We start from the raw sequence: 12,171 nt of genomic DNA, 5'->3' as shown, positions 1-12,171 counted from the left end.
AATATAATGAAAACACAATTTGTACCTTTAAATGACTCGAGTCATAAGAATTTGGCTATTGGTGATAAGGTCGATTACAGCTACTTTGAAACTGTGCATATGCTACCACTGCAAGTGCAAGAGTTTATGTCGGCTGCGACAAGCTTTCCTATTGTATTTACAAAGAATAACCAAACTGGCGAGTTTGTCTCTATCGCGATTACCGCGCTAAAACCGAATACCAATAAGCTGCTAAAAAATGGGCAATGGCAATCACGATACTTACCTATTCAAGTCCAGTTGTATCCATTAGGCATGACCCATGTCGATGAGGAAAAGATTATCTTAGGTATTGACATTAACAACTCATCCGTGGCTGAAAATGAAACTCACCGATTATTTACTGAGGCTGGTGAGAAAACGGACTACTTGTCCAAGAAGCTTGAACTCGCGGGTTTACAAGCTAGCTACCAAGATATGACGAAGTACTTTATCAATGTATTGTTGGAGCATGAGTTATTACAACCAAGAACACTTACAGTGACGGCGCTGGATGGTACGAAAACCAACATCGACGGGATCTATACGATTGATGAGCCTAAACTACAGCAGCTTGATGATGCGACTTTGCTGAATTTCGCGAAACGGGGTTTCTATTCAGCCATTTATGCGCATCTTTGCTCATTAAGTTTAATTGATTTAGTGATGGATAAATAAGATAGCGGGCTTTCCATTTTAGTTTGCGAGCATGACACTCCCAGTCAAGATAATCCAACTTGAGAAAAACAGCTTTAAGGTTTTGACTGGGAGAAATAGCGCCAGTTTTCGCGCTAATAAACCGCCGATAATTGCGCCAGGGCCTGCAAACAGTACCAGTTCGAATAGGGCATGACTGCTACTTGCAAACACATGTATCGGACTTGCCGACCAGACGGTGATCGCCGAGACAACCACTCCGATGGCAACGGCCATCTTGGCACACACTCCCCGTAACATCAGATATATTACTAGCAACTCGCCCACACCAACCGATAACCAGGCGGTGATGACCCCGCCCAAATAACCAATTACTGTTAGCCAGCAATAGTCTAGGGCGTTGAGGCGATGGCTTTGAAGAGTACGCCTCTGGCTACTGATAATGATCGCTATCCCTAATAGGATGGAAAAAAGGCTAAAGCTGGTATGCAGCGAGGAAGGTGAGTTCAATTGCCATAACTGACTGCTCCAAAGGCCAAGTACTGAGCAGGTTGCCGCTAATAAAATGCTTGGAATAAAGCCTGACCAGGTTTTGTCATGGTGATGGTGTCGTCGATAGTAGCTTGACCATGAAATCGCCCCAGCCGTCATACCAAAGCATTGGATCATAAATGACGTGGAGACACTCTGAACTTCACTGAAATTTAAACTAGAGAACACCGGAATAAAGATCACTCCACCTCCCGCTCCCGTGGCGTTTGCAAAGATGGCTCCCGTTATCCCCAAAAACACAAATTGACCGTATTGTTTTATTAACTCAATGGGTTGATGAAATTGGACTAACCAACATAGCCATGCACTCAATAGCACAAGGACGATTGCTATCGGTCGATAATATTGACCGAGGTTAATATGTCTACGTTTGAAGATAAGACCATATGGCAGCATTTTGAGTTATTGAGTGGAGTGGGTGAGTTGTTGCATGCATGTTATCAGTCAAAGACAGCGTTGTCACACTGGTGTGGAAATAAAAAGTTAAAACATAATTTATTGATATTTAATGGTTAAAAGTATTTTGACTAAAAAAATACCGATAAATGTCAAAAAAATGTAGAAAACCTGTTCTTTCTTGTGTAATTTAACCAATGACAACGCTGTCATCTGCTTGTGTGATTCGTTGTTTTGTAAGGTCTGCATGAAGAGGATGAGGTCTCCTTATTCATGTACTTGGCAGAAGTATTGCTGGTCGGGCGGCGATACGTTTGTCTTTAATATTTTGATAGTCTCTCCCCAGAAACTAGCGTTGGCTGGGTACTGTAAGCAGTGCCCAGCCATTTTTTTAGGTAGAGCGACCTTGCTTAGGATAAGCAGACAAGTTAGCGGCATTAAAAAATAAAACTCGCTGGATATTCCAGTCATAAAAAAGAGGCTGCGATTCATGGTTATTCATATTGCTACACTGCTTGGCAGCGTAGTAACTACTTTTGCTAAGCGTTTGCTGATGCCCATCATTGGACTCTGGGCGAGCGTTATGGTTTGCGCTTTTAGTTTCACCGCGATAGCCGCCGTGGAGTCGGCGTCGTTTAGGTTTACAAATGCCGCTGCTGCAGGCACTTCTACGGCAAACAGTGCCGCTCCCATCAAGATAGTGACCACAATCCAACAGCAGTGGCAGTTTAATCTCCTCAAAGAGGCGCTGCGCCGTTCAGGTCAGTCCTATCAGGTCGAACAAATGTCGACGCAGATGAACCAAAAACGTAAGGTCGAAGAAGCGCTTGCTGGTACTGTCGATGTTTTTTGGAGCATGACTTCGAAGGAGCTTGAGGAAACCGTGCTCCCGGTTCGTATCCCTTTGTTTAAGGGATTACTCGGTAACCGCCTGTTAATTATCCGCAAAACGGATGAGGCTAGATTTGCCAATGTAAAAACGCTGGCGGATTTTAAGCGATTAAAAGCAGGGCAAAACCGCTATTGGCCCGATGCCAGCATCCTAGAAGCCAATGGTTTGCCTGTCGTGACTAGCTATCAATACACCAATCTGTATCCGATGTTAGAGGGGGGGCGATTCGATTACCTTGCCCTCGGCGCACAGGAAATTGGCGATGAACTCGCAAGCCACCCCGATCCTGCGCTGAAAATCGATACTCACATCCTGCTGCAATATCGCTCGCCGGCATATTTTTTTGTGTCCCCCAAACGTCCCGAGTTAGCGGCAGCAATCTTAGCCGGACTCGAAAATATGATAAGCGACGGCAGCTTCGATGAGATGTTTAATCGTGAGCTTAAGATAGACAAGCTCTACCGTGATGCCCAGTTTGAGCAGCGCGTCATTATTCGTCTCGATACGCCCGATTTAAGTCCCTTAACCCCCATTGAACGCCAAGAGTTGTGGTTAGATCTATTTAGTATGCAAGGTGCAAAATAATGAAAACATTAGCCTTAAAAGTACAAATTGGGTTAGCAGCTGCGATATTTATGATAGTCAGCGTACTGTTTGGGGTGTCCTATTGGTTGGCGAGCGATAGCTTGACCAGCAACGAAATGGCCTTTGAAGACAATACCGTTGCTAATCTTCAGGTCACCATGGCGCAGCCGATTTTTACCTACGACTACGAGCAGATCCGTGCGGTGTTGTCTGTCATGTTAAAGTCTGAGCAAATCTATCAAATCACCGTTGTGGATCATCGGGGTAAATTGCTCGCCGAAGACAAACAAACCGAGGCCGTTGCCGCAAGCGACCTACAAACAAGAGAGTTACAGTTCAGCGATCAAGGTAATCCGACAGGGCGTTTAACCATTGCCTTCTCTACTTTGCCGGTTAAGGCGCAATTATCCGACTTACTGCTGGGGTACTTTTTACAGGCGCTGCTGATTTTAGCGGGTAGTCTGTTGGTGATTTTCATCATTCTCAAACGCTTAGTGATTAGTCCTTTGGATAAGGTTGTCGCCGCGTTAGAAGAAATCGCCAATGGTGATGGCGATTTAAGCCACAGATTACCCGTGGAGAGCGAAGATGAAATCGGCAAACTTGCCAATGCTTTCAACGGTTTCGTCGAGCAAATTCATGGCACTATTACCAGAGTGCATGAAACCTCGGGCCTGCTATTGGGCGATGCTAAGGCGCTGGGGACGCTGTCGCAAAGCAACAATCAAAGGGTGCAAGCTCAGCTTAAAGAAACCGAAGCTGCGGTCACGGCCGTGACTCAATTGAGTGCCAGTGCCAACGAAGTGGCCATCAATGCAAAACGTACTGCCGATGCGGCAACCCAAGCCGATAGAGCGGTCGACGATGGCCAGCGTCAGTTTGACTCGGGCTTAGCCATTACCCGTCAATTAGCGGGGGAATTAGCGCGTTCTGCCCAATCGGTATCGCAGCTACAACAGGAAACCCAACGCATCGATGAAGTTGTGGTGGTGATCAACAGCATTGCCGAACAGACTAATCTACTCGCCCTAAATGCCGCTATTGAAGCCGCCAGAGCGGGTGAGCAGGGGCGTGGTTTTGCCGTCGTTGCCGATGAAGTGCGCTCTTTAGCGAGCCGCACCCAACAGGCGACGGGAGAAATCCAAAAAATGATCCAACAGGTGCAGAGCCGAGTTGCCGAAACCGTGAATGTGATGCAATCGAGCCAGACTCTCTCCAATCAAGGGGTCAACCGTTCGGAAGAAATTAAGCTAGTGCTGTCTAAAGTGACTGATTTAGTTTCCAATATCAGTAATATGAACATCGAAGTTTCCCATGCGGCGCAGGAGCAAACCTGCGTCACCGAAGCGATTTCTCGTACATTAAATGATCTTGCCAATGTCTCAGGTTCAGCCTCCCTCGATAGTGAGCACTTAGCACAATCGAGTGAGCGACTGTTTCACCAAGGGGAAAGACTGCGGACGTTAGTAACTTCCTTCAGATTGTAGCCATTTCTGAAGCTAGAAAAGGAATATCATGAATAAAACGATTGCCGCCACCGCGATTTTATTGGCTCTGGGCTTAACGGCCTGTAACGATGCACCTAAAACTAATGCTGTGCCTAGCCCAAGTACTGCCGAGCAGGCTAAGCATAGCCAATTAACCCAAGCGCAATTGCAGCAGTTTGGGGATTCCTTGGGCGTGAGTTATCGCGTGCTCACTAACAGGCCTGATGATAACTGCGACAAAGCCGCCGCCGAAGGACGTTGTTTTGTTGCTGAAATCGATTTTGTCCCAGAGGTTGAGCTTAATAGCCGTGATTGGGCGATTTATTTTAGCCAAATGCGACCGGTTCAAGCCGTTGAAAGCAAAGAGTTTAGTATTACGCATATCAAGGGCGATCTGTATCGCATCGCGCCCACAGAGGCATTTAGCGGTTTTAGCAAGGGCGAGAAAAAGACCCTAAGGTTCCGCGGTGAATTGTGGCAGCTCTCAGAAACCGATGCCATGCCTAACTATTATCTGGTTTCAGGCGATTTATCGCCTGTAGTGATCGCCAGTACGAAAGTAAAGCAAGATTCTGAAACGGGGATGGAAGTGCGCCCCTATGTTGAGGCGTACACCGATATGGTGAAGCAGTATCGCCGAACCGATGCGGACAAATTAGCGCCTGCGACGCCAACGCAGTTGTTTAGCAATAATCAACAGGTCAGTGAAGATGCCAACTTAGCGGTCAATACCATTATTCCCACGCCGCAAAAAGTCGCTATCCACAGCCAAGATAAAGCCGTGTCACTGACTTCTGGTATTAAACTGGATTTCGGCTCGGTCACTAACGTATCTGCCGCTCAACAATCTTTGGAGCCTAAACAGTTAGCGGCGGCACTTTCCCGTTTAGCACGCTTAGGTGTTAATGAGTCTGAACAAGGTTTGGCGGTAAAGCTAAACTGGCGTCAAGGCGCTGAGGGCAGCTATCTGCTGGATATTAAAGCGGATGCGATTGAGATTGCCGCTGCCGATGCTGCCGGGTTTTCCTATGCGTTATCGTCACTTGCCAGTTTGATTGATGTGCAGGATCTGCGCGTAAATGCTATGACGATTGAGGATAGCCCAAGGTATCCCTTCCGCGGCATGCATATCGATGTGGCCCGTAACTTCCATAGCAAGGCGTTGATCTTTGACCTGCTGGATCAAATGGCGGCGTACAAGCTCAACAAATTGCACCTACATATGGCCGACGATGAAGGTTGGCGCCTAGAGATCGATGGTCTGCCTGAACTGACCGACATCGGTAGTAAGCGTTGCCACGATCTTGAGGAAAATACCTGTCTGTTACCGCAGCTTGGCAGCGGGCCTTTTGCGGATGTGCCTGTTAACGGTTTCTATAGCAAACAAGACTATATCGATATCGTTAAATATGCCGATGCGCGCCAAATTCAAGTGATCCCTTCGATGGACATGCCAGGCCATAGCCGCGCGGCGATAAAATCGATGGAGGCGCGTTACCGTAAGCTAGTGGCCGAAGGTAAAGCTGAGGAAGCGAAAACCTATCTGTTGTCGGATGCGGCGGACACCACAGTGTATTCTTCGGTGCAGTATTACAACGATAACACCCTGAACGTCTGTATGGAGTCGACCTATCAGTTTGTCGATAAAGTCATTGATGAAATTGTAAAATTACACCAAGCAGCTGGCCAGCCATTAACTCGATACCATATCGGTGCCGACGAAACGGCAGGGGCGTGGAAGCAATCGCCAGCTTGTTTGGACTTTGTGACCAATAACGATAAAGGCGTGAAATCCATCGACGATTTAGGGGCGTACTTTATCGAGCGCATTTCGAATCAACTCGCGAGTAAAGGCATAGAAGCGGCTGGTTGGAGCGATGGTATGAGCCATGTTCGCCCAAGCAACATGCCTGCAAAAGTCCAATCTAACATTTGGGATGTGATTGCCTATAAGGGCTACGAGCATGCCAATCAACAAGTCAACAACGGCTGGGATGTGGTGCTCTCAAATCCTGAGGTGCTGTATTTTGATTTCCCTTATGAAGCCGATCCTAAGGAGCATGGCTACTACTGGGCAAGCCGCGCAACCAACGCACACAAAGTATTTAGCTTTATGCCGGACAACTTAGTGGCAAACGCGGAGCAGTGGACCGATATTCAAAATCTGCCTTTTGAGGCCGACGATAGGGCCAGAATCGATGAGAAGGGCAAACAATCCGGCCCAAGGGAACAAGGTAAAGCCTTTGCCGGATTACAGGGCCAGCTCTGGAGTGAAACCATCCGTAGCGATAACACTGTGGAATATATGATTTTCCCGCGTTTGCTAATGCTGGCGGAACGTGCTTGGCATCAAGCCGCGTGGGAAGTGTCATATCAATATCAAGGCGCTTTGTATAATCAAACTACGGGACATTTCACCGCAGCGATGCGTGAGGCTCAGGCGCAATCTTGGCAGCAAATGGCTAACACCTTAGGGCATAAGGAGTTTATCAAACTCGATAAGGCGGGTATCGATTACCGAGTGCCGACCGTCGGCGCCGAGATCCGCGACGGTAAACTGTTTGCCAACGTGGCATATCCAGGACTCAAGATTGAATGGCGCCAAGCGAGTGGGCAATGGCAATCCTATCAAGCTGGGCAGACGGTAACGGGCCCCGTTGAGATCCGCGCCATCGCGGCTGATGGAAAACGTAAAGGCCGCAGCTTAGTCGTTAATTAATAAAGGTTATATCTGGCTGTATTTTAAAATAAAAATACAGCCTTTTTCTTTTTCACTTTCAGCAATTTCTTTCGCCTGACATTTGATTAGAAATTGCTTCAAAAAGTAAATGACAACGCTGTCATTTTTGCTGTAACATTGAATTAACTAAAGTTGAGTGTCGTATTAACGGCATAAGTATAAGCAACGGTAGCGCTGCATTAAGAGATGAAGAGGGGTGTCATGGGGTTAGTCCAGACAAAAGATCAACAACTGTTTATCGGTGTTGATGGGGGCGGCAGTAAGTGCCGAGCCACTATCTATACTGCGGACGGTACCGTTTTAGGGACAGGTGTTGCTGGGCGCGCTAATCCGCTGCATGGTCTTGCACAAACATTTGAATCTATTGAAGCATCGACTCGTCAAGCTCTGCTGGATGCGGGCATGAAGGAAACCGATAGCCATTTACTGGTTGCGGGCTTAGGGCTGGCAGGAGTCAATGTGCCGCGCCTGTATCAGGATGTGATCAGCTGGCAGCATCCGTTTGCTGCCATGTATGTCACTACGGATCTTCATACGGCTTGTATCGGTGCACACCGCGGCGCGGATGGTGCGGTGATCATTACGGGCACAGGCTCCTGCGGTTATGCCCATGTAGGTGATGACAGCTTAAGCATTGGCGGACACGGTTTTGCGCTGGGCGATAAGGGCAGTGGGGCTTGGTTAGGTTTAAAAGCCGCCGAGCATGTGTTACTCGCCCTCGATGGCTTTGCCGCGCCGACAGCTTTAACCAAGATGCTGTTAAACCATTTTGGGGTAAGTGATGCCTTGGGCATAGTCGAGCATCTCGCCGGTAAGTCTTCGAGTTGCTATGCCGAATTGGCCAGAAGCGTACTCGATTGCGCAAACGCGGGTGATGAAGTCGCTCGCGGGATAGTGCAGGAAGGCGCCGATTACATCAGTGAAATGGCACGCAAGCTGTTTAGCCTTAATCCGGTGCGATTCTCTATGATCGGCGGTCTTGCCAAACCGCTACAAGCCTGGCTTGGCAGCGATGTGGTGGCCAAGATTTCTGAAACCTTAGCGCCGCCAGAATTAGGTGCCATGTACTTCGCTCAGCAGCAATTTAACTCAATCAACATTAATGAATAAGCCGTTTTAGCGCATCAGTGCTAAAGCAATACCCGTATTGATTTGTAAGGTAAATAACATGACAAACACTATTATGGAGCAAGAAGCTCGCACCGCGCCGCAGAAGATTGCGGGTCAGTTAGCCGCTAACGCCGATTTAATGCAGCAGTTAGGTGAAAAACTGCGTGCTTTCGATCCCCGTTTTGTGATGATTGTGGGCCGTGGTTCATCGGACCATGCAGGTGTATTTGCTAAATATCTTTTTGAAATCGAAGCGGGTGTACCCACCTTTGCCGCCGCGCCATCTGTGGCCAGCGTTTACGGTAAGAGCTTGAAGTTAGAGGGCGGATTAGTGATTGTGATTTCGCAATCTGGCCGCAGCCCTGATATTTTAGCCCAAGCACGTATGGCAAAAAACGCCGGCGCGTTTTGTGTGGCGTTAGTGAACGATGAAACCGCGCCAATCAAGGATATCGTCGATGTGGTGGTGCCATTACGTGCTGGCGAAGAGAAAGCCGTTGCCGCAACAAAGAGCTACCTTGCAACTCTGTCGGCGATTCTACAATTAGCCTCGGCATGGACGCAGAGGGAATCCCTCGCCGCCGCAGTTAACTCATTACCGCAAGCACTGCAAACTGCGGTCGATGCTGAGCCACAGCTGACTCCAGCATCGGTTGAAAACGTGAAAAACTTAGTCGTGTTAGGCCGTGGTTTAGGTTATGCCGTGTCTAAGGAAATCGCACTTAAGTTAAAAGAAGTGTGTTCTATCCATGCCGAAGCCTTTAGTAGCGCTGAGTTCCTCCATGGTCCTGTGACCTTAGTGGAGAAAAAACTCACGATTGTGGATGTCTGCATTGGCGATGAGTCGTACGCTAGCCATATCGAACAGATTGAAAATGTGAGCCAACGTGGCGCCGATTTAGTGCATTTAAATCAAACGTCGACGGATATTCACCCACGTGTTGCACCGTTAGCCCTGCTACAACGTTTTTATATCGACGTGGCTTCAGTCGCGATTGCCCGTGGTATTGACCCAGACCAACCCGCTGGGCTGAAAAAAGTCACTCAAACGCTGTAATGAATGGCCGTTGTCGCCGCGTTAATTTGAAAAGAGGTTTGGGATGAAATTCACCTTAATTGCCGAGCAACTGTTTGATGGTGAAGCCTTCCATCGGGATGTGCCAGTCACCATTGAAGATGGTTTGATAGCCAGCTTAGACACCGCATCGGGTGCTAAGGAAATTCGCTACCCAGGCACCCTAGTGCCAGGTTTTATCGATGTGCAAGTTAACGGCGGTGGCGGCGCGTTATTCAATAGCAGCCCAACGGTCGCTTGCATTGAGACCATAGGCAAGGCGCATGCTCGATTTGGAACCACAGGCTTTTTACCCACGCTTATCACCGATGATGTGCAGGTGATGGCTAAGGCTGCCGATGCGGTTGCCAGTGCGGTCGCGCAAAAGAGTGCAGGCGTATTAGGCGTACATTTTGAAGGCCCGCATCTTTCGGTACCTAAAAAAGGCGTGCATCCACAAGGTTTTATCCGTGAGATCACCGAGGCTGAACTGGCGATTTTTTGCCGTCAGGATTTAGGGATTCGAGTGGTGACCTTAGCGCCTGAAAATGTCTCGCCTGAGGTGATCCGCCTGTTGGTGGAGTCGGGCGTTAAAGTGTGTTTAGGCCACTCCAATGCGGACTACGATACCGTTGTCGCAGCCTTAGCGGCGGGGGCAACAGGCTTTACTCACCTCTACAATGCCATGTCACCCTTAGGTTCCCGTGAGCCTGGCGTGGTAGGCGCAGCGATTGAGAGCGAAACCGCTTGGTGTGGTTTGATTGTCGATGGCCACCACGTGCATCCGGCTGCCGCAAGGGTCGCCCTGCGCGCTAAACCCCGTGGCAAAGTGATGTTAGTCACCGATGCTATGCCGCCAGTGGGCATGGATGATGAAACCAGTTTTGAGCTGTTTGGTACTCAGGTGCTGCGTGTCGGCGATAGATTAAATGCGGTCACGGGTGAACTGGCAGGCTGTGTGTTAGACATGGCGACTGCGGTTGAGAACAGCGTGAAGATGCTCGGTTTACCGCTCGGTGAGGCCTTGCGGATGGCGTCTTTGTATCCTGCAGAGTTCCTTGGTATTGACGAGAGCGTAGGTCGGTTGGCGGTAGGGCAGCGTGCCGATTTAGTGCTGCTAGATAATCAACACAAAGTGCTGGCCAACTATATTGCTGGAAATGCGGTTTATGTTCGCCCTTAGTGTGGGTTGAGTCAGTAAAGCGTTAACCTTGGCCCTTGTCTTATTTTGATGACAGGGGCTAAGTTTTTTTATTGTACAGTCTGCATTTTGCTCAAAAGTTATAAAATAAGTGAAATAACAATAATAAAGGATAATGGTATGAGTACGACTGCGCCGGAATCTGTCGCCAATACGGGCGTGAATGCTCAGGAGGCTGCCGCGAAAAAGCGTCAGTCAAAACCGCGGTTGATGTCCCTCGATGCCTTGCGCGGCTTCGATATGTTTTGGATTTTAGGTGGCGAAGCACTATTTGGCGCCTTGCTTATCTTGACGGGCTGGGCTGGCTGGCAATGGGGTGATACCCAAATGCACCATAGCGAGTGGAATGGGTTTCGCTTCTATGATTTGATTTTTCCGCTGTTTATTTTTCTCTCTGGTGTTGCCCTTGGATTATCGCCAAAACGCTTAGATAAATTGCCTATGCATGAGCGTATGCCAGTGTATCGCCATGGGATTAAGCGGCTGTTTCTTTTGTTGTTGCTTGGCATTCTTTATAACCATGGTTGGGGGACGGGGGCGCCTGCCGATCCTGAAAAAGTCCGTTATGCCAGCGTATTAGGCCGAATCGCCTTTGCGTGGTTTTTTGCCGCCTTGCTGGTCTGGCATACCAGTTTACGGACCCAAGTGCTGGTGGCCTTGGGCATATTAGTGGCTTATGGCGCGGTGCAACTCTGGTTGCCGTTTCCTGGTGGGCAGGCTGGAGTGTTATCACCCACAGAGTCAATCAATGCTTATGTGGATAGCCTTTTATTGCCAGGTGTGAGTTATCAAGGACGAACGCCCGATCCTGAAGGCGTGTTATCGACACTACCCGCCGTAGTCAACGCCTTAGCGGGTGTATTTGTCGGTCATTTTATTGTGAAATCCCATCCTAAAGGGGAGTGGGCTAAGGTAGGCCTATTGAGCATTGCTGGTGGTGTTTGTTTGGCCCTAGGCTGGTTGCTGGATGGGGTTATTCCCGTCAATAAAGAGCTGTGGACAAGCTCTTTTGTGTTGGTCACTAGCGGTTGGAGCATGCTGCTGTTGGCGCTGTTTTATGCCCTAGTGGATGTGCTGAAATGGCAAAAACTCGCCTTTATTTTTGTGGTGATAGGTACTAACGCCATCATTATTTATCTGGCCTCTAGTCTGGTGGATTGGAAGTACATCGCCCAGAGTGTGTTCGGTGGCGTTATCGCGGCATTACCGGAAAATGCTCAGCCCTTAGGAGCCGTGATTGGTTTGCTCACCGTTCAATGGTTAGTACTGTACTGGATGTATCGTCGCAACATTTTTGTGCGGATCTAACGTCGATATCTGATTTTCCCTCAAGCCACAGACTAATCTCTGTGGCTTTTTTATTTCTAGCAAACAAAGGGCGCAGAGCATCTTTGGTTGTAAATCAGCGGTTAACTGAGTGTTTATGGCTCATTTTGGGGCAAATCTGGCCATTTTGCGGGCTAAATCGCAAATGACAGC

General features: G+C 48.5%; 9 protein-coding genes. 8 read left to right on the top strand and 1 reads right to left on the bottom strand.

The window, feature by feature from the left end:
* The first annotated feature begins 6 nt into the window (after positions 1-6).
* A complete protein-coding gene (locus N5E87_RS15825) occupies positions 7-696 on the top strand; it encodes a SapC family protein (RefSeq protein WP_086903086.1) in 690 nt (229 codons plus the stop codon).
* Positions 697-714: 18 nt separating this feature from the next.
* Here the strand turns inward: N5E87_RS15825 and N5E87_RS15820 are convergent, their stop codons facing one another.
* On the bottom strand, positions 715-1,623 hold the full coding sequence (locus N5E87_RS15820) for a sulfite exporter TauE/SafE family protein (RefSeq protein WP_086903087.1): 909 nt from the start codon (positions 1,621-1,623) through the stop codon (positions 715-717).
* Positions 1,624-2,113: 490 nt separating this feature from the next.
* Here N5E87_RS15820 and N5E87_RS15815 point away from each other — a divergent pair, with 490 nt between their 5' ends.
* From N5E87_RS15815 to N5E87_RS15785, 7 genes are all read left to right on the top strand, one after another.
* A complete protein-coding gene (locus tag N5E87_RS15815; protein ID WP_086903088.1) occupies positions 2,114-3,100 on the top strand; it encodes a transporter substrate-binding domain-containing protein in 987 nt (328 codons plus the stop codon).
* A complete protein-coding gene (locus N5E87_RS15810; protein WP_086903089.1) occupies positions 3,100-4,587 on the top strand; it encodes a methyl-accepting chemotaxis protein in 1,488 nt (495 codons plus the stop codon). The genes N5E87_RS15815 and N5E87_RS15810 overlap by 1 nt, the downstream gene beginning before the upstream one ends.
* 28 nt (positions 4,588-4,615) lie before the next feature.
* Entirely contained in the window at positions 4,616-7,306 is a 2,691-nt protein-coding gene (locus N5E87_RS15805) for a family 20 glycosylhydrolase (protein ID WP_086903090.1), read from the top strand.
* Between the two features lie 222 nt (positions 7,307-7,528).
* The gene (locus N5E87_RS15800) at positions 7,529-8,437 is read left to right on the top strand and encodes a BadF/BadG/BcrA/BcrD ATPase family protein (RefSeq protein ID WP_086903091.1); all 909 of its coding nucleotides are present in this window, start codon (positions 7,529-7,531) and stop codon (positions 8,435-8,437) included.
* Between the two features lie 58 nt (positions 8,438-8,495).
* Positions 8,496-9,494 carry an SIS domain-containing protein gene (locus tag N5E87_RS15795; RefSeq protein WP_086903092.1) on the top strand — a complete coding sequence of 333 codons (999 nt, stop codon included), beginning with the start codon at positions 8,496-8,498 and terminating at the stop codon, positions 9,492-9,494.
* 43 nt (positions 9,495-9,537) lie between these two features.
* Entirely contained in the window at positions 9,538-10,674 is a 1,137-nt protein-coding gene (gene nagA, locus N5E87_RS15790) for an N-acetylglucosamine-6-phosphate deacetylase (protein WP_086903093.1), read from the top strand.
* Between the two features lie 138 nt (positions 10,675-10,812).
* Complete coding sequence (locus N5E87_RS15785; RefSeq protein WP_086903094.1) at positions 10,813-12,000, top strand: DUF5009 domain-containing protein; 1,188 nt, start codon at positions 10,813-10,815, stop codon at positions 11,998-12,000.
* The last annotated feature ends 171 nt before the right edge of the window (positions 12,001-12,171 follow it).

Origin of the sequence: Shewanella sp. GD03713 (genome assembly GCF_029843705.1) — a bacterium.
Classification (GTDB): Bacteria; Pseudomonadota; Gammaproteobacteria; order Enterobacterales; family Shewanellaceae; genus Shewanella.
This window is presented reverse-complemented; position numbering and strand designations above follow the sequence as displayed.

Coding starts and splice junctions, on each gene's coding strand:
- N5E87_RS15825 (WP_086903086.1), top strand. CDS start 7: ATGAAAACACAATTTGTACCTTTAAATGACTCGAGTCATAAGAATTTG.
- N5E87_RS15800 (WP_086903091.1), top strand. CDS start 7,529: ATGGGGTTAGTCCAGACAAAAGATCAACAACTGTTTATCGGTGTTGAT.
- N5E87_RS15815 (WP_086903088.1), top strand. CDS start 2,114: ATGGTTATTCATATTGCTACACTGCTTGGCAGCGTAGTAACTACTTTT.
- N5E87_RS15810 (WP_086903089.1), top strand. CDS start 3,100: ATGAAAACATTAGCCTTAAAAGTACAAATTGGGTTAGCAGCTGCGATA.
- N5E87_RS15795 (WP_086903092.1), top strand. CDS start 8,496: ATGACAAACACTATTATGGAGCAAGAAGCTCGCACCGCGCCGCAGAAG.
- nagA (WP_086903093.1), top strand. CDS start 9,538: ATGAAATTCACCTTAATTGCCGAGCAACTGTTTGATGGTGAAGCCTTC.
- N5E87_RS15785 (WP_086903094.1), top strand. CDS start 10,813: ATGAGTACGACTGCGCCGGAATCTGTCGCCAATACGGGCGTGAATGCT.
- N5E87_RS15805 (WP_086903090.1), top strand. CDS start 4,616: ATGAATAAAACGATTGCCGCCACCGCGATTTTATTGGCTCTGGGCTTA.
- N5E87_RS15820 (WP_086903087.1), bottom strand. CDS start 1,623: ATGCTGCCATATGGTCTTATCTTCAAACGTAGACATATTAACCTCGGT.